21 protein-coding genes and 1 other RNA gene are annotated in these 22,891 nt (G+C 45.3%); 10 read left to right on the top strand and 12 right to left on the bottom strand.

Features of this window, described 5'->3' with window-relative positions; all coding sequences use genetic code 11:
• The first annotated feature begins 10 nt into the window (after positions 1-10).
• The 4 genes from DYP60_RS08995 to DYP60_RS08980 all read left to right on the top strand — a co-directional run bounded on the left by DYP60_RS08995 (position 11) and on the right by DYP60_RS08980 (position 4,453).
• Positions 11-829 carry a zinc ribbon domain-containing protein gene (locus tag DYP60_RS08995; RefSeq protein WP_117330673.1) on the top strand — a complete coding sequence of 273 codons (819 nt, stop codon included), beginning with the start codon at positions 11-13 and terminating at the stop codon, positions 827-829.
• Positions 830-836: 7 nt separating this feature from the next.
• Positions 837-1,175, top strand: an RNA gene (gene rnpB / locus DYP60_RS08990) — RNase P RNA component class A.
• A 22-nt stretch (positions 1,176-1,197) separates the two neighbouring features.
• Complete coding sequence (locus DYP60_RS08985) at positions 1,198-1,965, top strand: hypothetical protein (RefSeq protein WP_117330672.1); 768 nt, start codon at positions 1,198-1,200, stop codon at positions 1,963-1,965.
• A gap of 22 nt (positions 1,966-1,987) precedes the next feature.
• A complete protein-coding gene (locus DYP60_RS08980) occupies positions 1,988-4,453 on the top strand; it encodes a TIGR03936 family radical SAM-associated protein (RefSeq protein ID WP_117330671.1) in 2,466 nt (821 codons plus the stop codon).
• Here the strand turns inward: DYP60_RS08980 and DYP60_RS08975 are convergent.
• The gene (locus DYP60_RS08975) at positions 4,442-5,098 is read right to left on the bottom strand and encodes a GntR family transcriptional regulator (protein WP_117330670.1); all 657 of its coding nucleotides are present in this window, start codon (positions 5,096-5,098) and stop codon (positions 4,442-4,444) included. The genes DYP60_RS08980 and DYP60_RS08975 overlap by 12 nt on opposite strands.
• Before the next feature lie 3 nt (positions 5,099-5,101).
• Positions 5,102-5,935 (bottom strand): nucleoside triphosphate pyrophosphohydrolase, encoded by an 834-nt coding sequence (gene mazG / locus DYP60_RS08970; RefSeq protein ID WP_117330715.1) that lies wholly within the window; start codon positions 5,933-5,935, stop codon positions 5,102-5,104.
• 109 nt (positions 5,936-6,044) lie between these two features.
• Here mazG and DYP60_RS08965 point away from each other — a divergent pair, with 109 nt between their 5' ends.
• The 5 genes from DYP60_RS08965 (at position 6,045) to DYP60_RS08945 (ending at position 10,850) form a co-directional block, all read left to right on the top strand.
• On the top strand, positions 6,045-6,422 hold the full coding sequence (locus DYP60_RS08965; protein WP_117330669.1) for a GntR family transcriptional regulator: 378 nt from the start codon (positions 6,045-6,047) through the stop codon (positions 6,420-6,422).
• The gene (locus DYP60_RS08960; protein ID WP_117330668.1) at positions 6,415-7,275 is read left to right on the top strand and encodes an ATP-binding cassette domain-containing protein; all 861 of its coding nucleotides are present in this window, start codon (positions 6,415-6,417) and stop codon (positions 7,273-7,275) included. Before DYP60_RS08965 ends, DYP60_RS08960 begins: the two co-directional genes overlap by 8 nt.
• Positions 7,272-7,895 carry an ABC-2 transporter permease gene (locus tag DYP60_RS08955; protein ID WP_117330667.1) on the top strand — a complete coding sequence of 208 codons (624 nt, stop codon included), beginning with the start codon at positions 7,272-7,274 and terminating at the stop codon, positions 7,893-7,895. The genes DYP60_RS08960 and DYP60_RS08955 overlap by 4 nt, the downstream gene beginning before the upstream one ends.
• Before the next feature lie 61 nt (positions 7,896-7,956).
• Positions 7,957-9,759: a glutamine--fructose-6-phosphate transaminase (isomerizing) gene (gene glmS, locus DYP60_RS08950; RefSeq protein WP_117330666.1), complete on the top strand. Its 1,803-nt coding sequence runs from the start codon at positions 7,957-7,959 to the stop codon at positions 9,757-9,759.
• Positions 9,760-9,887: 128 nt separating this feature from the next.
• Positions 9,888-10,850, top strand: coding sequence for a hypothetical protein (locus tag DYP60_RS08945; protein ID WP_117330665.1), 963 nt, complete (start codon positions 9,888-9,890; stop codon positions 10,848-10,850).
• 202 nt (positions 10,851-11,052) lie between these two features.
• Here the strand turns inward: DYP60_RS08945 and DYP60_RS08940 are convergent, their stop codons facing one another.
• The 10 genes from DYP60_RS08940 to rpe all read right to left on the bottom strand — a co-directional run bounded on the left by DYP60_RS08940 (position 11,053) and on the right by rpe (position 19,674).
• Positions 11,053-11,817, bottom strand: a complete 765-nt coding sequence (locus tag DYP60_RS08940; protein WP_117330664.1) for a hypothetical protein — start codon at positions 11,815-11,817, stop codon at positions 11,053-11,055.
• Between the two features lie 49 nt (positions 11,818-11,866).
• Entirely contained in the window at positions 11,867-12,556 is a 690-nt protein-coding gene (locus tag DYP60_RS08935; RefSeq protein WP_117330663.1) for a tetratricopeptide repeat protein, read from the bottom strand.
• Between the two features lie 70 nt (positions 12,557-12,626).
• Positions 12,627-14,348, bottom strand: coding sequence for a S1 RNA-binding domain-containing protein (locus DYP60_RS08930; RefSeq protein WP_117330662.1), 1,722 nt, complete (start codon positions 14,346-14,348; stop codon positions 12,627-12,629).
• Between the two features lie 22 nt (positions 14,349-14,370).
• Positions 14,371-15,024 (bottom strand): (d)CMP kinase, encoded by a 654-nt coding sequence (gene cmk, locus DYP60_RS08925; RefSeq protein ID WP_117330661.1) that lies wholly within the window; start codon positions 15,022-15,024, stop codon positions 14,371-14,373.
• Positions 15,024-15,779 (bottom strand): pseudouridine synthase, encoded by a 756-nt coding sequence (locus tag DYP60_RS08920; RefSeq protein WP_117330660.1) that lies wholly within the window; start codon positions 15,777-15,779, stop codon positions 15,024-15,026. Before DYP60_RS08920 ends, cmk begins: the two co-directional genes overlap by 1 nt.
• Complete coding sequence (gene scpB, locus DYP60_RS08915) at positions 15,776-16,351, bottom strand: SMC-Scp complex subunit ScpB (protein WP_160525969.1); 576 nt, start codon at positions 16,349-16,351, stop codon at positions 15,776-15,778. The genes DYP60_RS08920 and scpB overlap by 4 nt, the downstream gene beginning before the upstream one ends.
• Positions 16,352-16,398: 47 nt before the next feature.
• Positions 16,399-17,346, bottom strand: a complete 948-nt coding sequence (locus DYP60_RS08910) for a segregation and condensation protein A (protein WP_240622851.1) — start codon at positions 17,344-17,346, stop codon at positions 16,399-16,401.
• Between the two features lie 97 nt (positions 17,347-17,443).
• Complete coding sequence (recA, locus tag DYP60_RS08905; protein WP_117330658.1) at positions 17,444-18,517, bottom strand: recombinase RecA; 1,074 nt, start codon at positions 18,515-18,517, stop codon at positions 17,444-17,446.
• 51 nt (positions 18,518-18,568) lie between these two features.
• Positions 18,569-19,009, bottom strand: a complete 441-nt coding sequence (gene dtd / locus DYP60_RS08900) for a D-aminoacyl-tRNA deacylase (RefSeq protein ID WP_117330657.1) — start codon at positions 19,007-19,009, stop codon at positions 18,569-18,571.
• Complete coding sequence (gene rpe / locus DYP60_RS08895; protein WP_117330656.1) at positions 19,006-19,674, bottom strand: ribulose-phosphate 3-epimerase; 669 nt, start codon at positions 19,672-19,674, stop codon at positions 19,006-19,008. Before rpe ends, dtd begins: the two co-directional genes overlap by 4 nt.
• A gap of 227 nt (positions 19,675-19,901) precedes the next feature.
• Between rpe and greA the strand changes: the two genes are divergently transcribed.
• Positions 19,902-22,622, top strand: coding sequence for a transcription elongation factor GreA (gene greA, locus DYP60_RS08890; protein ID WP_117330655.1), 2,721 nt, complete (start codon positions 19,902-19,904; stop codon positions 22,620-22,622).
• The last annotated feature ends 269 nt before the right edge of the window (positions 22,623-22,891 follow it).

Genomic DNA, 22,891 nt, shown 5'->3' with positions numbered 1-22,891 from the left:
GGAGAAGATGATGGAAGAAGCAGAAGTATTTGCACGACTCAACCAGCTGCAGGAAGACCTTAGTGACCGGTTTGCGCTTGAGGATGAGATTGTCAAGTTGCCGAGGGATTTAAAGGTCAAGCAGGAGTTGCTGGACAAAATCAACCTTGAATATATTGAGGAACATACGAGAAGTGAAGCTGCCAAGAGTGATCTGAAAAGCCTTCACATCCAGTATGATGATGCAGTATTGGCTCGTGAAAACTCTGAGAAGCAGATGGAGTTGATCAGCACGCAGCGTGAATTTGAAGCGTTGGAAAAAGAGATCAAGGATGCTGCAGCCAAAGAACAGAGCTTGCTCAAGCAGTTGCATGTAAAAGAGAAGCAGGTCAATGAGTATAGTGAACGGCTTACTGAAAAAGAGCAACTGATGTCACTCCAAAAGCAGGAAGTCGATAGTGAGGCAAGTAAGATTGAAGCCCTGCTCGATGAAAAGCGGAAACAGCTTGAAGCACTGGAGAAGAAATGCCTCAATTATATTAGTGGAGATATTGATGAAGACCTCTACAACAAGTTCTGCAATATCGTAAAGAACAAGAAAGGCAAGGGTATCGTTCCAATCCATGGGCTGGTATGCCAAGGTTGTCATATTGTTCTTCCGAATCAGTTTGTCAATGAGGTGAGGGAAGAAAAGGAAATTGAATTCTGCCCGTATTGCAGTCGTATTCTCTTTTATGAGGAAACAGAGGGTGCAGAAGAGAAGTTCCGAAAGCATGTTGAAGATGTCGATATCGAGGAAGGCGGTCTTTCCGATTTTGTCGATAGCAGCGAGTTTGACGATTTGCTCTAGGTTTTTTCAAGGTAAGCTAGATGATCGCGGGTGGCCAATGGCCGCTTGAGGAAAGTCCGGGCTCCATAGGACATGACGCCGGGTAACACCCGGGAGCGGTAACGCTATAGAGAGCGCCACAGAAAAAATACCGCCGGTTTTCCGGTAAGGGTGAAATGGTGGGGTAAGAGCCCACCGCACCACTGGTAACAGGGGTGGCAGGGTAAGCCTCGTCAGGAGCAAAACCAAGCAGCAGGTGGGTGGTCCGCCCTGATCCTGCGGGTCGGTTGCTAAAGATTCTTGGCAACAAGGATCTTGGATAGATGATCATCACAAACAGAACCCGGCTTATTGCTTGCCTTGTTTTATGATAGACAGGAGAACAGAGGATGAAGAAAACACAATGGTGGAAGCTCCTTCTGTTCTCTTTTTTTCTTGTTTTGCTGCTTTCCTCCTGTGCTGAAGACACTCCATTATTACAAGAGCTTGCACAACACGGGGAATGGGATGCTTTATATCATGCTGCAAAAAAAGACTTCAGTGAAACCTATCGTAGTGGAAGCCTCTATTATATAGCACTTGCCCAAACAGAGAGAGGAGACGATGCATCAGCCTTGCGGAGCCTGGAGCTTTACCAAGAGATGACCGGAGAATCGGGGGCCAGCATAGCTGCCCGGAATCTGATGCTTATACTTGCAGAACGTACCGGGAATGCAGAGATGGTCGTACAGCAAGCAGTCCTTCTTGATGAGATGGGGGTGCTTGGAACTCAGGGTGCTAAGGCATATTATCAGGCACTTATGACCTTAGGTCACGATAAGGAAGCAGGATTGGTATTTGCAACCCATCTCAGGGAACAGCTGAATAGGAGTGAATATGCACTGTTGCTTCTGGAAGCAGAAGCGCCTCTTGAGAAAGTCAGAGATGCGCTTGGTGAGTTGGAAAATGGGGAGGTAGTGTCACTTTTTGCCACCGTTGCATCCAGACAGCCTTCATCAACGTGGGCACAGACGTTAGTAAGCCTTGCCCAGGAGTATGAACAGGTTGAGCTGACTCCTCAAGAAAGACAAGTGCTGTATGCTTCTTTGGCTACACTTTGTACACAAGCCGATTTTAGGGTTCTGGCGAACAAGTACCAGACCTTGTCGCAAGAATGAATACGTATAGAAAGGATTGAGAATGAATATACTTGAGGTATTAGCCGACGATCTGGTACTGGTGGCGCAACCAAGCCGATACACCGGTGGAGAGTTTCACTATGGAAACAAGGACATGAAAGCTGTGGATTTCCATGCAGCAATCTGTTTCCCCGATCTCTACGAGATAGGGATGAGTAACAATGCAGTGAGAATTCTCTATGATCTTCTGAACCGGATGGATCACGTACATTGCGATAGGGTATTTTCCGTTGCTCCCGATTTTGAGGAACTGCTGAAAAAGAAACAGATTCCCTTGTACACCTTAGACCTACATAAGCCATTGCATGAACTGGATCTACTGGGTATTTCATTGGGGTATGAACTCTGTGCTACCAATGTACTTCAGGTGCTTGAGCTTGGCCATATTCCCTTGAGGAGTAAGGATCGTGGGGATGAACATCCTATTGTCCTTATGGGAGGGCCTGCGGTAACCAATCCGTTGCCGTTCTCCCCATTTGTGGATTTTGTCTATATAGGCGAAGCAGAAGGTGGTTTTGAGCAGGTTGTTGAGGCAATCAGGAAAGCCAAAGCGTTGGGCCAAGGGAGGAAGGAGATCATCAAGAAGCTCGAGGAATTACCGTTCCTTTGGTCTCCAGAGAAGAAGCGAGCCCTCCGATTCATCGACGACTCCTTTGGCATCAAGCGTGATGCACGATACCAGTATTATGTGGTTCCCTCATTCAAGGTTGCTCAGGACAATGGCGTTGTGGAGATCATGAGGGGATGCCCCAATGGATGTAGGTTCTGTCATGCGGGACAATATTACAAACCGTATCGGCAGAAACTCTATGAGACCATCAAGGAAGAGGTAAGCCATTATGTTGATACATTAGGTTACCGGGAGGTGACGCTCAGTTCCCTCTCTAGTGGCGACCATCCGTACATCAAGGAGATAATTGAGACACTCAATGCGGAGTTTTCCCCAAAACATATCTCGTTTGCCCTGCCTAGCCTGAAGGTTAACTCGTTCTCCCTGGGAATTCTTGAGCAATTGAGCGAAGTACGTAAAAGCGGACTGACCTTCGCCATCGAGACCCCGAAGGAGTCCTGGCAGCTTGCGATGAACAAGCCAGTCCCACTTGAACAGGTCATCGGTATTGCCAAGGAAGCAAAGAGTAGAGGTTGGAAACTTGCTAAATTCTACTTCATGATCGGCCTTCCTTTGGTTGATCGAGAAGAAGAGAACCAGGCGATTGTAGACTACCTTGGTGCAATCTGGGATGAGACACACATACGGATGAATATCAATATCGGTACATTCATCCCCAAGCCACACACTCCATTCCAGTGGTGTGCACAGCTAACACCTGAACAATCCTACCAGCAGTTAAGCCAGTTGAAGAAAATGATCAATGATAGGATCAAGGGGTGTAAGGTAAGCTACCATGAACCGAGTGTCAGTTATCTTGAGGGTTTGATCAGCAGGGGAGATGCCCGATACGCTGACGTAATTGAAAAAGCCTATCAGAAAGGGTGCCGGCTTGATGCTTGGAATGAATACCTCCAGTATGATCTCTGGAAAGAAGCAATTGCTGAGGCTTCCTACAACCCAGAGGAAGCCATCTTCAAGGATTACGACATCGAGGGGGATTTGCCCTGGGATTCTGTTTCCCTGCGGGTAGGAAAGAAATTCCTAAAGGAGGAGTGGGATAGGGCGAAAAACCTGCTCCTCACCGATCGTTGCTACGAAGTGTGTGAACATCAGTGCGGTTCATGTTCCGCTTCCCATACGGTAACTGATGTAACCAACAAGGATTCCATCCTTGAGCAGAAGAAAAATGAAAAATCCACAGCAGCAGCGGTTGCGCTCCCTCTACCAGATAGTACAGTTCAGACCGTGATTGTCTATTCACGATCTGGTTCTGCGCTCTATATCAGCCATATCAATGCGATGAGAAACTTTGAGATGGCTTTCCAACGTTCAGCGCTTGTGGTGCAGTTTACCCAGGGTTTCAACCCCAAGCCTAAGCTTGAGTTTGTAAACCCACTTTCCATTGGTATTGCCGGTGACCAAGAAGTCATGCTCGCAGAATTAGTTGATGATGGTACACTAAATGAAGAGAAGGTGAAAAGCGAGTTGCAACGTACGCTTAATGAAGGGTACACGATCCTGGATGTAGTATTCCTAAGGGGGCCTAAGAAACAGACACTTGCAAAACACCTGAAAGGCAGCCTGTACCGTATCGACACAAAAGGGGAGGAACCCTATACGGAAATATTGGATGCACGAGTTCATGAAGCAGATGCATCCCTGGAAGTAACCAAAGCGGATACGGCCAACCAGTATCTGGTTCGCATTACCGGAGAACGTAATTTGATCAAATTGCTCTTCGGAGCTGATGTTGACAAGTTCTTGATTGCAAGTAAACTTACGATCAAGCGGGAGAAACTCTTTGCAGGGAACTGGGACACTGGGTATGTAGAGTATTTGCGTTTAATCGAATAGTTGCTCGGTTCGTCTCAGGCAGTCATGCGGTCCCACCATCATCAGGATATCCCCGTGAGCCAACCGTTCCAGCGGTCCCGGGGAGAGATTGATAACCCCGTCTCGACGGATAGCCACGATGGTGGCACCGGTCTCCTGCCAGAAGCGCAACTCTCCCAGATTCTTCCCGATTGCGTTGCTCTCTTCAGCTATCGTATACTCGTATAAGGGAAAGGGGTTGGATTCCTTGAATCGATTGTTCATGGTGAAAAGCTGTTTTGCCGTTGAATACAGTTCACGGTTCAGTGTTTCCTGTTCGTCCAGGATTTCTCTCATCCTTTGCAGCAGGGAACGGCCTTCATCATGTTTTTGATGTTTCTTAATATAGGTTTTTGCTTTCTCGGTGCTTAAAACACGTACACCACTGTTGTGCATGACATGGACCACTTCCAATTCCTCAAGGAGAGAGAAGGCTCTTCTGATGGTCTCAGGGGAAACCCCATACTCACTGGACATCAATGAACGGCCGGAGAGACGTGTTCCCTCATCGATTTCGTGGTTGGCAATTCTTTTCGCTATATCATAGGCGATACGCTCGTAGATTGCTCCTCCTTCTTTTTTTTGTTCTCGTTTTGCACGAGTGCTTCTATCTGGTGCACTATCCATACGTTATTCCTTCGAGCGGGTTTCCTCGCTTTTAACCTCCTGCCAAAGTTGATCCATCTCTTCAAGGTGTTCTTTATTCAATGATATGTCCTTTTGTTTTGCAATCTGGTACAGTGCATTGAACCGGTTTCGCATTTTCTGATTTGAGCGATGCAAGGCAACTGACGGATTATAGCCGAGGAACCTGGTTAGGTTGACCACTGCAAAGAGAAGATCTCCCAGTTCCATTTCCAGGTCTTCGGTCTCATCACTTTGATGATCTTTTGCCTGCAGTACTTCGCTGAGTTCTTCCTCGACTTTTTCTACCACACCATCAACATTCGGCCAGTCGAAACCTACTTTGCGGATTTTCTTTTGGATCTCATTGGCCATTTCAAGTGGGGGAAGAGAAGTGGGTACCCTGCTGAAAAAATCATCATCGGTGTTCTGTTTCCCTTCTACTTTTGTCTTGATGGTGTTCCAGAGATCTATGACTTCACCGGAGGAGGAAACTTCAGCTGTGGAGAACACATGGGGATGCCTTCTGATGAGCTTTTCGCATACGTCATTGAGCGACTCAACGACTGAAAAGCCATCCTGCTCTTCATGAATTTCAAGCAACATCATTGTATTGAGCAGCACATCACCCAGTTCTTCCCTCTGTCCATATTGATCATGTTTGATAACCTCATCGATATACTCATATGTTTCATCAAGCAAATTCTCAGCAACACTTTTGGATGTTTGTTCCCTGTCCCAGGGACAACCGTTCTTGCTTCTGAGTAAGGTGACTATGGTATGCAACTGCATCAAGGCATCTTGAAGTGATGCTTTCTTTTCAAAGGTGAAATCAATCATATACATCAGTATAACGGTTCCTGCCAATTTTGAGAACCGATAGACCAAAAAGGGTTGACATGTAGTACATACTGTATATACTGTATATAAACAGTAAGGAGGTACGACATTGGACATCATTCTGTCGAATGCAAATCCAGATCCTATCTATGCACAAATTGCTGATCAAATACGTTCACAGATTGTTGGGGGAGTATTGAAGGAAGGTACGTTGCTTCCCTCAATTAGGGTGTTGGCAAAGGAACTGCGCATCAGTGTCATCACGACAAAACGTGCATATGATGAGTTGGAAAAGGAAGGGTACATTCAAACCATTGCTGCTAAGGGTAGTTATGTAGCTTCCCGTAATCATGAACAGATCAAGGAAGAGTACCTGAGGAAAATTGAGGAACATATGCGTGCAATCATGTTGCTGGCGAACTTCTTGGAGCTGAAGGAAGAGGAGCTCGGAATGATGTATGAGTTATTGAAGCGGGGAGATGAATAAGATGGGACAGGCTATCATATGCAAGGGTTTGAAAAAACAACTAGGAAATTTCACGCTCGATTATCCTGTATTCACTGTAGCAGAGGGGACGGTTCATGGTCTCATAGGGGCAAATGGGAGTGGCAAGACCACAACGCTCAAGCTTCTGCTTGGATTATTACGCCAGGATGCAGGAGATGTTTCAGTACTTGGCAGTACGAATATTGGAGTGGATGACCAAGCGAGGAATTCCATCGGTTTCATGGTGGATGGTGCAGGTATTCCAAGCATGCTGAACCCGATTGAGCTGGGCAGATTGTTTCAGAGTCTCTATACCTATTGGGATGCTTCCTATTACCAACAACTCCTGATGCAATTTCATCTCGATGCCAAGAAACCTTACAGGAAGTGTTCAAGAGGTATGAAGGTGAAGATACAGCTTGCGCTCGCGTTGAGCCATAACGCAAAGCTGTTAATTCTCGATGAGCCAACGAGTGGATTGGATCCGGTGAGCAGGGATGAAATCATAACATTGCTTTCCCGCTACAGTGAAGATGAGAATCATACGATTCTCATCAGTAGCCATATCACTAGTGATTTGGAAAAGCTTTGTGATTATGTGACATTCCTGGAAGATGGGAAGATACGACTCTCAAGTGAGAAGGATGAACTTCTTGAGCGCTATCGCCTGATACAGATTCCTTCCACAAGGATTGCTGATGTTGAACCCAATACGATAAAGGGTAGGCGTGATGGTCAGTTCCAAAGTGAGTTCTTGATGAGAACGGAGGAAGTTCCACCTTTTGGGGAGGCTCAACGTGTTACCTTGGAGCAAATCATCATCATGCTTTCCGTTGGAGGGGACTGGTCATGAATACCATAATTACATTGATGTTGAAAGATTGGTATGTATTAAAAAGCAAGTCTGGGCTCACACTTTTCCTGATTGTATTCTTTGCAGTGTTTGCAGGATTGCAGGGTGGATTCCTCTATACAGCAATGTGTACCATGATGATGGTGATGCTCACCATTACCACGTTTGCATATGACCAGAGTGATGGTTGGGAAGCCTATGTGTCAGCACTCCCTGTTTCAAGGAAAGCAGTTGTGCAGAGCAAGTATCTGTTTGGATTACTCACCGTTCTCGTTTCTGTTGTTCTGGTGTTGGTTTTCTCATTGGTTTTTAGAGGATTCCAGGTTGACGTATTACTGAATGCTCTACAGCTACAGATTTCGATCGGAATATTTTTCCTTTCATTGAACTATCCCCTTATTCTTAAATTCGGATTTGAGAAGAGCAGGGTGTGGTATATCTTGGTCACGTTCCTCATCGTGGGGGCAGGTTCTGCACTCTCCAGCATCGCTTCCCAAACAGGGTTCCAGAACAATTCATTAGTTTCTGTTTTCATGGTGATATTGGTGGTTGCTCTCCTGGTTGTCAGTTACTTTATCTCTCTCGGTATTTTAAAACGAAAAGAATTTATCGAAATTTGACCATGAAAAGGTAGAAGAAACCAGAGGACATATGGTACTACAAAGCATAAGGAAGGCTGCCATGTGTGGAATTGTTGGATATATCGGTAATGAAGTTTCTTCACCAATCTTGCTTGATGCTTTGAGAAGACTTGAATACAGAGGCTATGATTCTGCAGGTATTGCAGTCATTTCCAAGGAAAAGAACCTGCAAGTCAGGAAGATCAAGGGAAGATTGTCCAATCTTGAGTTATTGGTTGAGCAGAATCCTGTAGAAGGAAGTTGTGGAATCGGCCACACCCGGTGGGCAACCCATGGCGAGCCAAGTGATCTGAACAGCCATCCCCATACTGATGTTTCCCAGAGTATTGCCGTGGTGCACAATGGGATCATTGAAAACCATGGTCAGCTGCGTACCTGGCTTGAAAAGCACCAGGTATCATTTGCAAGCCAGACCGATAGCGAGGTCATTGCCCACTTGATTGACTTCCACTACAACGGAGACCTCCTGCTTGCAGTGAGGGAGTCTGTGGCACGTCTGGAAGGCTCCTATGCAATAGCTGTGGTCTGTAAAGACCAACCGGACATCTTGGTAGTTGCAAGAAAGGACAGTCCTCTGGTTATCGGCAGAGCTGAGGGTGCCACATTGATCGCCAGTGATGTCCCTCCGCTTCTTTCCCACACCAGGGAAGTACAGTATCTCAATGATTTGGAGGTTGCCGTTCTTTCCAAGGATTCGGTACATATCTACAATCTTGAAGGCGAAGAACTTTCCCGCCCATGTGAAACCATTGATTGGGATATGGAAGCAGCAGAGAAGTGCGGCTACGAACACTTCATGCTCAAGGAGATATGCGAGCAACCCAAGGCACTTGGCGATACGCTCAGGCCAAAGCTGGACAAGCAGGGGAAGCTGGTATTCCCTCCTGATATAGAATCTCTGATCAAGGGAGCCAGTCATCTTCTGATCACTGGTTGTGGAACTGCTTATCACGCTGCAATGGTGGCTTCCTATGTCATTGAGCAGGTAGCTTCCATTCCTGTCGAGGTGGTGATTGCCAGTGAACTCCGCTACAAACACCACATCCGTAAGGAAGGGGAAGTTTGTATCTTGATCAGTCAAAGTGGAGAGACTGCCGATACAATTGCAGCACTTAGAATGCTGAAAAATCTTGGAATACCGACGTTTGCCATTACCAATGTGGTCGGTTGTACTCTCAGCCGTGAGGCTGATAAGGTGATGTATACCAATGCTGGGCCCGAGATCGCCGTTGCGTCGACCAAGGCCTTCACAACGCAGTTGCTCAGTCTGTTTGCCTTGGCCACCCTGTTGGCGAAAGCGGAACAGTTGGTATTGCTGGAAGCTCTTCAACAACTGCCCAGCCAAGCACAACGCTTGCTCGACCGGCAGGAGGATATCCAGAGGTTTGCTGCAAACCAGTTCAACAAGACCAAGGTGTTCTTCATGGGAAGGCTGGTCGATTATGCCATCAGCCTGGAGAGTGCCTTGAAACTGAAAGAGATAAGCTACACCCATAGTGAAGCATTTGCTGCCGGGGAACTCAAACACGGGCCGATTGCTCTTGTCGATACGTCCACCTTGGTGGTGGCTCTCTGTACCCAACCATCATTGTTTGCAAAGATGGATTCAAATATCAAGGAAGTGAAGGCGAGGGGAGCAACAGCTCTTGTTATTACCTTTGAACAAGTTCATACCTTCGATGAGACCGCTGATATGATTTTCCGCATTCCGCAGACGCATCCTCTGTTCAGCCCAATCCTGACGGTAATGGTGAGCCAACTGTATGCATATTACTGTTCGGTTCAGAAGGGAAATGACCCAGATAAACCAAGGAATCTGGCAAAGTCTGTTACGGTGGAGTAAGCGATAATTCCAAAGAATTACGGTATTGTCCTACGGGTTTCTTGACTTGTACTTTTTCATGCCTCACCATGTAATGGATTATATGAACTGGAATAAGTTCAAACTATTCCAGTAAGGAGGCGGTAAACGTGAAAGCGCTTAAGATTATTGTATTGGTACTGCTGTCGGTGGTTGTCATCGCATACGGTATGGCATTCATGATGTATCGCGGTATACACAATACAGTGCTCAACCAGACGTATTACCATACGGTTGTGAGTGACAATGAAATACCAGCCTTGGTGCATGGTGAGATTGCCAAAATGATTCCTGATATTGTTCGAGATGGTCTGACCGGTGGAAAAGCAATCACTGATCCTGCACAGAAAGCAGGACTCGATGCACAGGTGGATCTTATCAGTGGCGCAATCATCGATGCCCTGGATGAAGAATGGATTGGAGATCAGGCTGTAATGGTCACTGACGATGTGGTGAACAGCCTGACTGGTGAAACAGGAGAATTGACTGCAGTTATCGATATAACACCGAAGCTAGATGCAATTGAACAGAATATTGCCAAGGGATTGGAACAGTACTCTGATGCTGAATTGATGGCTATGTTCGGGGCTCCCAAAGCGTATATCCCGGTAATTGCTGAACAGATTGTAGGTCAGCTTGGGTTACCGGAATCTCTGGTGATTGGTGATTTGGTGAACGTCATGGCTCCAGGAACCATTTCCATGGTCCGTGGTTATCTTTCTCTCATGAATACCTGGCTTAGTATCTTGATTCTGATACTCGTGCTCTTGGTATTCTTGATTCTAGCAATACTTCTTCTACAGAGAAGCAGCGGCATGCAATGGGCAGGAATAACTATCGCATTAAGTGGAGCTTTATTCCTGATCGTTAAATCTATATATTCGAGTCTGGAGAGAATCGGGAGCCTTGCAGGTATTGATTTTGGATCTCTTCCGGTCCCGACTTCTATGCTTGAAGGAATTGTGAAGTATACGTTCTCACAGATGAACAAGAGTGCAATTGTCCTGATCATTGTGGGTATTGTGGTGTTTGCTGTAGGACTGGTCATGCCGAAGAAACCGAAAGAAGCCTAAACAAAGCGGTGCCATGTGGACATGGAATGGAATGGTTCGTGGCACTCTCATTATATAATATAGATGTATGTTGGTTGAAAATAATGAAATAGGATTACAATAGTTTGAAAATAGTTTCTAGTTAACAGAATATACATTATTCGCGAAAATATATGAATTCATTTTTTGTAATCTTCTTGAATTCTTGTTGGATAACCCTCTTTCAAGTTTTATCTACATTGAGTTTGATATGACCGAGATATGCTAGTTCAGTCCAATAGGTGTTATAGAAATTTCCTTCAGATACATTTACTGCTGCGTAGATGTGGATGAACATATCTAATTGATAAATGCCGATATGATAGTCAGGAAAGGAAGAATTATCTCTTATTTTTGCAGGGTTTGTTTCAAACGCGTCACCTGTAAATCTTCTAAGAATAGGACTATAATAAATCGTATAAGATCCGGATACAAAAGAAAGGATCATATCAACCATAGCTTCTTCATTATCGATGGATGGAGTCTTTGTATTTGTAATAGTACAGGTAAATTCAGGAGATGTTCGAGAATTTGCAGTAGCAATATAATACGGAGCCTGAAAATGGTTTTTTTGATCATCAGAAAAGCGATAGAGCGTTATGCCATCAACAGTTAATACCTCATCAGATGAAATATTTATGCCATTATGATTTATTCTATATTTTGCGTCAAATGCAGTTTTAAAGTCTATGCGACCTTCTGAGTCAGTGATAGTATAAAACAGCATCAAAGAAGGCCCCGTCCCATCTTTTATAAGTTCCAGATTTTCGATTGTACTATTATCAGATGAAACGTTATAGTTCGCTGATACCGCATCTTCAGATTCGCTGGTAATATCATCAATGCTGCTTTCTATATTAAACGGTATGCCTATACCACATGATGAGAATAGAGTCAGGACAATAAAAAAGACAGATGCAGTAGAAAGAATGGTTGTTCTTCTCTTCATGCATCTGCCTCCTTTGGTGTGGGTCGTTAGCCTACCCTACCCTGTTTGCTCACAGGAGTGCAACTCTGTTTATTGCAAGCTTTGCGAACTCGGAAGTTGGAAACTGGTCAGCAAGTTGCTGGAACGTTGCCTTTGCCAGCTCAGTGTTTCCTGATTTCTCTTGCAGACGAGCCTGCCCGAAAAGAGCCTTCGGAGACTCAGCTGCGGTAAACCCGAACTCATCAATAATCTTGGTGTAGTATTCGAGTGCCAGAGAATCATTTCCAAGCTCTTCAGCTGCAGCTGCAGCATTGGCAAGTGCCAGAGAGCCAAGATAACTACCATCTGCGTTAGAGTAAACGGAAAGGAAGCTGTCAATTGCCTTCTGGTACGCTTCATCCTGGAATGCTATCATGCCCAACAAGTACTCCGCCTTCTGACTCGGGTATTTGCTACCTTTGCCTGCAAGATCTGTCAAGCTAGCAACCAGTTCATCATACGTTTCCTGGTACGCTTCATTATCACTTCCCATTGCCTGAAGCTCAACATATGAAGCTTCCAACTGATCGATCTCGTTAAACTGTTCCTGCAGATTATTCTGACTCACTGAAAGCACAATGCCAAGTGTTGCCAGTCCAACTACTACAATTAAAGCAACTACAATTAACGTCTTCTTGTTTCTACCAAAGAAGCCGTTCAAAGATCCTTCGATTCGTTCAGCCAAGGTTAGCCCAGCTGTATCCTTAGAATTTTTACTCATGGCTCATCTCCGTTATCAAGGGTATATGACACAGGCGGCAAGTCTGCCACCTGTGATTTGGAACACAACGTTAGTTGTCTCCCTTCTCCTTGTCCTCATCCTTGTAACGCATCATTTCAGCCAAAGAGTAGGTATCATTCTCATTATCACTATGGATATATTTAGCAATTTCCGACTGCTGAGAGCGCCTTACCATCTCCTTAACAGAGAGAGAGAGCTTCTGGGTCGAAGGATTGCATTCTACAACCATCGCTGTGATAGGTTCGCCAACTTTGTACTTCTTCAATACTTCGTCGGTGAACTCCTCATCTGGACCAACCAAGTTATACTTGCTGATCAATCCCTCGATGTCTCCCATGACTTTCACGAATACGCCGAAGTCTGTGACATTGGTAATGACACCACTGATTGTGCTGAACTTAGGATAGTCGTGACGCAAGGTCTGCCAAGGATTGCCCTCGAGTTGCTTGACCCCAAGGCGAATACGACGATTTTCAGGTTCAACGCGAATGACCACAACATCGATTACATCACCTTCACTGCAGAAGGATGCCATGTTCTTGACTTTCTTGGTCCAGGAAATGTCATCAATATGGAGAAATCCATCAATACCTTCTTCTAAGTTGATAAATGCACCACTGTTGGTAATCTTAACCACTGGCTTGGAAAGAGTCATACCGATTGGATAGCGCTCAGAAATGGTGTCCCAAGGATTTTCCTCAAGCTGCTTGAGTCCAAGAGAAACGCGCTTCTTATCTAAGTCATAGCCAAGAATCTTTGCTTCTACAACATCACCTACATCAAGGACTTCCTTGGGGTTGTTGATGCGCTTGGTCCAGGACAGCTCACTGATGTGTGCAAGTCCCTCGATTCCAGGCTCAATCTCAATGAATGCACCAAAGGTGGTAATCTTGGTTACCGGAGCCTTGATGGTATCCCCGACATTATATTTCTGTTCGAAGGTGGTCCATGGATCTTCCTGCATGTGCTTCAAGCTCAGGTTGATCTTCTGGGTCTCCGGGTCGATGTTAATGAGTCTGAGTTGTACCACTTGTCCTTTCTTTACAAAATCCTTTGGACGAGTGACATGGCCCCAGCTCATATCGTTGATATGCAAAAGTCCATCAAATCCACCAAGATCGATGAATGCGCCAAAGGAGGTGAATGACTTCACGACACCCTCAACCACATCGCCAATCTGGACGGTGGAGAAGAATTTCTCTTTATTCTCTTTGATTTTCTGATCAAGATACTCACGTCTGTTCACGACACTCTTCAGTTTCGTGCCACCGTGGAACTTGTCAATAATGAAGTAATCAGTGATACCGATCATGGTTTCAGGATCCTCGACTCTCTGGACATCAGCCTTGGAGAGGGGACAGAAACCCTTATACTCACCTCCGAGGTCAACCTCGAATCCACCCTTAATTACTTTTTCAAATTTGCCCAAAACGGGAGATCTGCTTTCGGAAGCAGCCTTCAGTTCATCTGTGCGTTCTTTGAAGTCGGCACGCTTCTTGGAAACGACGATTTGACCGCCCTTCCCTTCCTTTGCAATAATGACAACTTTTACCTCGTCACCAACCTCAGGAACCGATGCGAATTCTTCACGAGAGATACGACCCTCACTCTTGTAACCGACATCCACGAATACATACTCGTTGTTTACCTGGACAACAGTACCGGTCACGAGCTGACCGTCTTCGATTCCATCAAGAGATTTAAGATACTCCTCCTGCAGTAAATCCTGCATTCTGGTCTTCTTTTCTTCCATTTCTTGTTCTTCAGCCACTTGATTTCTCCTGATCCTAAATTTACCTATTTACATCGCCCTTAAGCGTAAAAATAGCAGATAACACTTTCTCACAAACTTGTCCTATAGTCAAGTACGAGGTATCTATGTACAGGGCATCCTCAGCAACACGTAGTGCGCCAACTTCCTTGCCCTTATCAATTTCGTCCCGCATCTTTATTTGTCGTAACACGGTCGCATAATCCTGACCATCTGGGTGCTGCTGAAGCCGACGTTCTGCACGAACTTCAGGCTTAGCATCAAAGTAGCATTTTAAGTCCGCGTCTGGGAAGACCACAGTAGTAATATCTCTCCCCTCTACGACAACATTCATATCTTTTGAAATCCTTCTGAGTTGTTCATTAACATAATTCCTCAGCGGAGGATAGGAAGATACCTGTGCTACTACTGCGTCAACTTCAGGGGTATGGAGCTTATCTTCAATATCACTCCCATTAACGCAAATATGGCCATCTTCAATGGACAGTACATACTGTTTTGCTGTTTCCAAAACCGATGGATAATTCATGGGATCCCTACCCTCCTGTACATGCAGGTAGGTGTAGGCTCGGTAGAACGAACCGGAATTGAGATAGTAGAAATTGCAAGTCTTTGCAATCATCTGAGCAATTGAGCTTTTCCCGACTCCAGCCGGTCCATCTATGGCAACAACCATTACCAGCCACTTCCCGAACTCTTTCGTAGAATATCATTCTCTCCACGAAGCAAGGACTTGATCTCGGAAGAGGTCACTGCACGATATTGTCCTGGTTTGAGATCACCTAGTTCAATGCAACCAATACGCATCCTCACCAACTGATTCACTTCATACCCAAAGTAACTGAGAATCTTACGAATTTCCCGATTCTTTCCCTCAGTGAGAATAATCCTTGTCCATTTCTTGCTGATAATTTCAAAACGCTTGATCGTATAGGGCTGTGGCATATCAATCAGGACTCCCTTACGGGCTTCCTCCAAGTCTTCCCTACGCACCCTCGTACTACAACTGACCAAGTACTCTTTCTCAATCTCTTCAGACGGATGCATGATCTTCTGTGCTACATCCCCATCATTGGTAAACAGGATCAAGCCACTGGAATCCTTGTCCAAGCGTCCAATATGGAATAGAAGATTCTTGTCAGGAATATCAATCAGATCACGTGCATAGTTCTTCTCGTTCGGATCCCAGTTTGTACAAACAAATCCTTTAGGCTTATGCAAGGCAAAGTAGTAGGTTTTCTCACTCGGTTCCACCAACTGGTCATCAACCATGACAACATCTTCTTGGCTGACCTTTGTGCCGAGTTCTGTAACTCGCTTGGTATTGACTGTTACCCGGCCACTGGAAATGAGAGACTCGCAGGATCTGCGCGACCCACAGCCACTCTTTGCCAAATAAACCTGTAATCTAAGCGGATATTCTAATTTCATGCTTCTTCTTTTTTCTCCTGTGTTGGTTCTGCTTCAAATCGAAGTCGGTCGATATCGGAGAGCTTGGGTAGTGCGCTGATACTTGCAAGATTGAACTCAAAAAGGAATTTCCTCGAGGTGCCGTACAGACAGGGATGCCCAGGAACATCTTTTCTCCCTATCACCTTGATATATTCACGGTCTCGCAACAGACGGATGATGGTGTCACTGCTGACCCCACGGATGTTGTCAATCTCCCTACGCGTAATCGGTTGGCTGTATGCTACAATGGATAGTGTTTCCAGAGCTGCACGGCTGAGTCGTCTATCGACACGTCTGCCGTAGCAGGAACGAAGCTTATCGTGCAAGTCCGAGGAAGGAAGGAACTGGAAGGCACCTTGGCTCTCAGCAAGGTCCAGACCATGCAGGTTCTCACGGTAATGTTCCTGCAGTTCCGTAATGGCATTTCTTGTTGTTTCCTCCGAAAGGGAGGTCATCTTGCTCAATCGTTCCAAACTAACCGGTTCATTCTCCAAAAAGAGAATAACTTCCACCAACCGGGCCTCGGTACTCAAGAGGGGGCTTTGCTGCATCTCAGCCTTGCCCACTTGCCTCTTCCTATCCACCACTAATGCTCCTATCAGTCCTCATCGAGAATGATCTGTTCATCCTCACACTTCTCATCATACAGAAAAACGCGACCATCGTCAGCAATTGTGCGGAGATTATCTGCATCTTCCTCAAAAAAACGTGCTTCCTCCATCTCTGAGATGGGAGACGGGATGATTTCTTCCTCGATTTCCTCGAAGTCATCATCATACATATTTTCAAAATCCTGTTCAAAAGCCTCATCAATCTTGCGGATGAGGATAGGAGCGTATGGTCCGCTCTGCACCAAGGTGATCATTCTCAGTTTGCAGGCATCAAGAATTGCCATGAAGCTGCAAATGATATGCAGGAGTTGGTCATTATGGACAATGAGTTGTTCCAGGGTAATATAGTCTTGTGTCTCAAATAACTCTTGCATCAAGGCAATCTTCTCATTGACAGTTACAGATTCATAGACGTTGAACACCTTGTTCGGTGTGATGGTAGTCATCAGCCGGGAAAAGGTCTTGAGCAAATCCTGTAAGGAAACATCCCGAAAAAGTTCCTCATCTCCAAAGGGAAGGCGGAACTGACTACTCTTTCGAGATATGAACAACTCTGCACTGGTATTGGTACCAGTAAGCAATTCAGTATATTTCCTAAATTTCTGGTACTCAAGGAGACGATCTACCAGCTCCTGCCTGGGGTCCTGGTATTCTTCATCAAATTCGAGTTCAACTGGAAGCAACATCCTGCTTTTTATATAGAGGAGGTCTGCTGCCATCTTGTAGAACTGTGTCAGATCACCAAGTTCAGTCACCTTCTCATCTTTGAGGTACCCCAAAAACTGTTCGGTAATGAGCGAGATGGGTATGTCATAGATATTGACCTCAGACTTTTGGATTAGGAACAACAACAGGTCCAAAGGACCGTCGAATGTGGGAGTGTGGAAAGTAGTCCCCTGCGGTACTTGTTTCTCTTGTACAGTTTGTTCTTGCACAGTGTTCCCCTCTCCAACGAGTATACCCAACACCTGCTTCGATGACAACACAGAGGCGGAAGGTCCGCCTCTAAATCATCGTGTGGTGCAATAGGAATTATGTGGTTTCAGAAGTAGCTTCTACTTCCTCACTAGCGTCACCTTTGGGAAACATCTTTGCCCTGAGGCGTTTATCAAGATCCATGGCAATATCCGGGTTGTCCTTGAGGAAATCCAAGGTACGTTCCCTTCCCTGTCCAATCTTCTCTCCATTGTAAGAATACCAAGAACCACTCTTTTCCAGCATATCATACTTGAGTGCGGCATCAAGGATGCTCGCAATGTAGCTGATACCTTCTCCAAACAACAAATCCAGTTCAACTTTCTTGAAAGGAGGAGAAACCTTGTTCTTCACCACTTTGATGCGAACACGGTTGCCGATGATATCGTCAGCACTTCTGCTGATAGATTCTATCTTTCGCACTTCCAAACGTACTGAGGAGTAGAACTTCAAGGCATTTCCGCCGGTAGTAGTCTCAGGATTACCAAACATGATACCAATCTTCATACGGATCTGGTTGATGAATATGATGGTGGTGTGGCTTTTGGAAAGTAGACCGGTGAGCTTTCGAAGAGCTTGGCTCATCAAGCGTGCCTGAAGACCCATGTGGCTATCACCCATATCACCATCAATTTCAGCTTGGGGAGTAAGGGCTGCAACAGAGTCCACAACAATAATGTCCACTGCCCCACTCCGCACCAAGGACTCTACGATTTCTAGCGCTTGTTCTCCGCTATCCGGTTGGCTGATCCAAAGTTCTTCTATATTTACACCCAGCTTCTTTGCATAGCTGGGATCCATGGCATGTTCAGCATCAATGAATGCTGCAATCCCTCCAGCTTTCTGGCTCTCAGCAATAGCGTGCAGAGCAAGCGTGGTTTTACCACTGCTTTCAGGTCCGTAGATTTCAATGACCCTGCCCTTCGGATATCCACCAATGCCAAGTGCTTCATCGAGAAGCAATGACCCAGAAGAGATGCTTTCAATATTACGATTTTCCTTGTTGTCGCCAAACTTCATCAAGGAGCCTTTGCCAAACTGTTTGTCAATCTGGACCCTTGCTGCTTCCAATGCCTCCCGCTTCTGCTTCTGGTCAGTGGGAAATGTCGTATCTTTACTGTTCTTTGCCATGCTATGCTCCTTGAATCCTCTTAAACCTTATTATAAAAGTGCTAACTCTATTCATTCTGCTTCAAGCAGGAGGGTGACCGGACCGTCATTGGTATAAGACACCTTCATATGTGCTCCAAACTGACCTGAAGCGACAGGGAATCCCAACTGTGCAAACTGCTTGAGGGATTGTTCATACAATGCCTCAGCCTTTTGAGGTGGTGCTGCATCATTGTAGGAAGGCCTGTTTCCCTTGCGTAGATTCGCCAGCAACGTAAATTGGCTGACAACCAGAATGGACCCACTGACATCAGCCAAGCTTCTGTTCATCTTCCCCTGCTCATCTGTAAAAACACGAAGCTTCACAATCTTCTCGCATAACCATGTAAGTTGTTGTTCTGTGTCATCATGTCCGATTCCCAAATAGACCAACAAGCCATGGTCGATCTGACCTGTAATTGTTCCCTCTACGGAAACGGTTGCATCCTGGACACGTTGGATGACTGCTTTCATACCTGTGCACGTTCCTTCATCGCCTGTATGAATGCAGCCCTGTCGGGTGCTCCAAAGAAGGCGCTTCCACATACAGCCACATCGGCTTTTTTCTTTGCAATCTCACCTACTGTGTCCAAATTCACCCCACCATCTACACTGATTAGGTAGTTGTAACCATGTTTGTCTCTCAGCTCAGCGAGCCTTTCAACTTTCTGGAGCATGGCAGGAATAAGACTCTGACCACCGAAACCAGGATTCACAGTCATGATGAGCATCAAATCGACCATATCGAGGATGGGTTCAATCACGCTAACCGGAGTGGAAGGTATAAGGGAAACCCCAGCCTTGCAACCACTACTCTTGATCATCTGCAAGGTACGATGAAGATGCACAGATGCTTCTCCATGTACTGTAATATAGTCACATCCGCTCTCTGCGAACAAAGAGATATACCGCTCAGGTTGATCAATCATGAGATGCACATCGAAGACCAAGTCTGAGTGTGGCCTGAGATCATGGATGAACTTGGGGCCAAAGGTGATATTCGGGACGAACATACCATCCATAACATCCAAATGTACCCAATCTGCGTTGCTTGTATTGATGCTCTGTACTTCTTCAGCAGTGTGCGAAAAGTCAGCAGACAGCATGCTTGGTGCGATTAGTAGTGAAGCTGTTTCCATACTCCTTTTATAACAGGTAGAGAAAGGTTTTGCAACGATTGGTTCTCAGAAATACTATATATTTGTTAATATGATTAATGCACTTTCTGTAAATCAATTGCTAGTTTTCCCAAATCGTGCTATATTATTAAAAAGAAACTATATATGCAAAACCCGAGCAGGCTATGTCCCGGTCTGCCCGGTTTCTTTTACGTCTTAGATTTGGACAAATATGTTTGGAGGAAACCATGGGATTCCAAGAGATCGAAAACTTGCTGAAAGAAGAGCAATGGACTAGAAGCACCGTAACTACCTATACAACAAGCAGCTTCCAGAAACTGGACAAGCACATCTCGGAGATGGACGAGGAACAGAAAACTGAAGTAAAGAGCTTGTGCGACAAGCACCTTAATGAGAAGGAACGAAACAGTATCATTGCCATGTACATCAGCGGGTCCATCCAGCTGGAACGCAGAGGAGCTGATGATTATCTGCAGTTGCTCAACCTCATCGAAATGTTCATGGAAGCCAAAAAGTGGAATATTGTTGAATATCTCTCCCAGAAGATCCTCAGCCGTAATGAGAACAAGCATGCCCTTCGCCTACTGGCCGACTCATATGAGCAGATGGGGAAAGAAGAAGAGAAATTCCAGCTTTGGGAACGTTTGGTTAAGGTGGACTATGAGGAAGTTGAAATTATCCGCCAGCTGGCAACACATGCAAAGCAGAAAGGAAACAAAGACAAGGCTATCTCATTCTATAAAAAAGGCATTCATCGGCTCATCAAGAAAAAGGATGTCTCTTCAGTGAGAGCAATGTTTACTGCCCTTCTTGAATTGGAAGAGGATAACTTCGGTTACTTTATATCCATAGCAGACCAAGTGTCGGCTGTAAGCAGAAGTACTGCTGTCGCATTGTTGCGTGATCTGGAGAATGCAAGCAAGGATGATATCGATCATCAAATTGAGTGCCAGAAGAAAATGCTTGCCCTTGACCGAGAAGATACCTTTGCCAGAGAAAATCTGATCAAGAGCTACAAGACCAAATACAAGAATCATTCCAGACTCAAGAGCTGCCTCGAGTCCAGTGCTCTGACAAGCAATATCAATCGTGACATTCTCCACAGTATTGAAGATTTCGAAACAAACATTGCGTTTGACAAAGGTACCTTTGTTTTCCAGAACAGTACCAACCGCATTGGAAGAATACGATCAATCGATGAAAGTGACGTCATCGTGGATTTTGCAGGGCAACCGAATAAAGATGGAAGCAGAATGTCCACATCGATGGCTTTCAAAAGTTTGCAGGCACTCCCCAAGAATCATATCTGGGTACTTAAGAGTGCACTTCCTAGAGAAAAACTCAGCAAGAAAGTCCAGGAAGATATACCATGGACACTGAAGACGTTGATGGCCAGCAATGGGGGAAAAATCAACCTGAAAGAGATAAAGAATGAATTGGTACCCTCCATCCTTGATGTCAAGGAGTGGACTCCTTGGCTCAACCAGGCCAAGAAGGAATTGATGACCAATCCACTCTTTGATCTTTCCGGCAATGATGTGGATACCTATATCTTGCGCTCCACTCCTGTGAGCTACGAGGAGAAGCAACTCCAGGTCTTCAGGAATGAAAAGAATATCTATGACAAGATCAAGAGCCTAAAGGATTTCATTGCAGCAAAGGGTGATGTTGAGAGTGACTTCTTCTTTGAAATGGTAAGGTACTTCAGTGACCTTTTCTTCGAGGAGAATGGGGCTTTCAAGCCGATTGTAGTATCCAACGATATTACGTTCAGCTGCTACCTCCTGCTGGAAGATCTGGTGAAACATCAACATATGAACTTTATCAACTACCCTGACGCATTGACGTTCAGCATGCTTTATGAGCGTTGTGACAATGTTGAGGCTACTTTTGCGGCAATCAAGGACCCAGAATTGAAGAAAGCATTCATTGACCATGTAGTCGAAGAAATTCCTGGTTGGGAGAAAATCCTTGCAGTTCTGTTTGACTCCTACCTTACTGGGTACATCCCCGATATCTATAAGCAGAAAAAAAAGTACAGTGCACTTGCAGGTATTTACAACGATGCAGTGGAAAACTTCAAGGAAAAAGGAAATACACTGATCTATCTGCTCAAGAATGGAGAAAAAAAGTACTGGGAGAAAGCCGGTGTTTCAGCTGAACAGCTGTTATATACTGAGTTGCAGTTGCTTGACTACACCAATCGTTGTATCGACAACCGAAAGGAAGTGCAGGAAAACCGCAAGAATGCAAAAACTCTTATGGGAATTCTCTTTGATGAGCATGCTGTTCTGAACTTTATTGCAGAGGGTCAGGAGGAACGGGCACAGAAGATTTACAGTCTAGTTGCAAATGTGTTCAATCTTCCCGGCGGAAAGAAAATTGAGATTAAGCATGCCATCAGTGAAAAGTTCCCCTCATTCAAGTTTTTCGATGAAGTGGAGCCGATCAACAAACAGAGCGTGTTTCCTACAGGTCTGTTCTGTACTCCTAGCAGTCTTGCTGCAAAGAAGAAGGAAATTGATCACATCCAACATGTGGAACTGCCTGAGGTTGCCAAGGAGATTGGTGAGGCAAGAGAGCTTGGTGATCTGCGAGAGAACAGCGAGTACAAGTATGGCAAGGAGAAGCAGAATCTCTTAAACAACACCTTACGCAGACTTTCTGAAGAGGTCGACCGTGCCACGGTCATCACCAAGGATAAGGTTGATTCTTCCAAGATTGGGTTTGGTACCAAAGTTGTCATGATGGACAATATCAATGCCGAAGAAGTGACGTTCACCATCATGGGACCATGGGAATCCAATCCCAATGAGAATGTCATCAATCTTCTAGCACCTTTTGGGAGAGCGTTGCTCAACCATAAGGTTGGGGAGCGGTTCACCTTCACCCTCAACGATCAGAATTATGACTTTACAGTCAAATCGATTTCGGTCGTAGATTTCTAAAAACCACCAAGCCCTCGGCAGATAGTTGCTGAGGGCTCTTTTTCTCTATAGTAGTATGTTTTGAAGAGCCGGAAAGCTTGATATGTACGTAATATATGTCAAGCAACAAACAAGAAGCCATCAGTCTCGAAGCATTAGCCGACATACTGTGAAATTTTCCAAAGAGAATTATCAGCGGACCATCAATTTGGTTGAGCATTCAACGGAAGACATGGGAATAGCCGTCGATATGCCAAAATTGCAAGCATTGTTCCAGAGACAGGGTTCGG

The organism is Sphaerochaeta halotolerans, assembly GCF_003429665.1.
In the GTDB taxonomy this organism is placed as follows: Bacteria; Spirochaetota; Spirochaetia; order Sphaerochaetales; family Sphaerochaetaceae; genus Sphaerochaeta; species Sphaerochaeta halotolerans.
The sequence above is the reverse complement of the archived record's forward strand: the minus strand, read 5'-3'. Positions and strand labels throughout refer to the sequence as shown.

What these genes read in the sequence shown, in the direction of transcription:
- DYP60_RS08995 (WP_117330673.1), top strand. Translation starts at nt 11, where the DNA reads ATGGAAGAAGCAGAAGTATTTGCACGACTCAACCAGCTGCAGGAAGAC.
- DYP60_RS08985 (WP_117330672.1), top strand. Translation starts at nt 1,198, where the DNA reads ATGAAGAAAACACAATGGTGGAAGCTCCTTCTGTTCTCTTTTTTTCTT.
- DYP60_RS08980 (WP_117330671.1), top strand. Translation starts at nt 1,988, where the DNA reads ATGAATATACTTGAGGTATTAGCCGACGATCTGGTACTGGTGGCGCAA.
- DYP60_RS08975 (WP_117330670.1), bottom strand. Translation starts at nt 5,098, where the DNA reads ATGGATAGTGCACCAGATAGAAGCACTCGTGCAAAACGAGAACAAAAA.
- mazG (WP_117330715.1), bottom strand. Translation starts at nt 5,935, where the DNA reads ATGATTGATTTCACCTTTGAAAAGAAAGCATCACTTCAAGATGCCTTG.
- DYP60_RS08960 (WP_117330668.1), top strand. Translation starts at nt 6,415, where the DNA reads ATGAATAAGATGGGACAGGCTATCATATGCAAGGGTTTGAAAAAACAA.
- DYP60_RS08955 (WP_117330667.1), top strand. Translation starts at nt 7,272, where the DNA reads ATGAATACCATAATTACATTGATGTTGAAAGATTGGTATGTATTAAAA.
- glmS (WP_117330666.1), top strand. Translation starts at nt 7,957, where the DNA reads ATGTGTGGAATTGTTGGATATATCGGTAATGAAGTTTCTTCACCAATC.
- DYP60_RS08940 (WP_117330664.1), bottom strand. Translation starts at nt 11,817, where the DNA reads ATGAAGAGAAGAACAACCATTCTTTCTACTGCATCTGTCTTTTTTATT.
- DYP60_RS08935 (WP_117330663.1), bottom strand. Translation starts at nt 12,556, where the DNA reads ATGAGTAAAAATTCTAAGGATACAGCTGGGCTAACCTTGGCTGAACGA.
- cmk (WP_117330661.1), bottom strand. Translation starts at nt 15,024, where the DNA reads ATGGTTGTTGCCATAGATGGACCGGCTGGAGTCGGGAAAAGCTCAATT.
- DYP60_RS08920 (WP_117330660.1), bottom strand. Translation starts at nt 15,779, where the DNA reads ATGAAATTAGAATATCCGCTTAGATTACAGGTTTATTTGGCAAAGAGT.
- scpB (WP_160525969.1), bottom strand. Translation starts at nt 16,351, where the DNA reads ATGCAGCAAAGCCCCCTCTTGAGTACCGAGGCCCGGTTGGTGGAAGTT.
- recA (WP_117330658.1), bottom strand. Translation starts at nt 18,517, where the DNA reads ATGGCAAAGAACAGTAAAGATACGACATTTCCCACTGACCAGAAGCAG.
- dtd (WP_117330657.1), bottom strand. Translation starts at nt 19,009, where the DNA reads ATGAAAGCAGTCATCCAACGTGTCCAGGATGCAACCGTTTCCGTAGAG.
- rpe (WP_117330656.1), bottom strand. Translation starts at nt 19,674, where the DNA reads ATGGAAACAGCTTCACTACTAATCGCACCAAGCATGCTGTCTGCTGAC.
- greA (WP_117330655.1), top strand. Translation starts at nt 19,902, where the DNA reads ATGGGATTCCAAGAGATCGAAAACTTGCTGAAAGAAGAGCAATGGACT.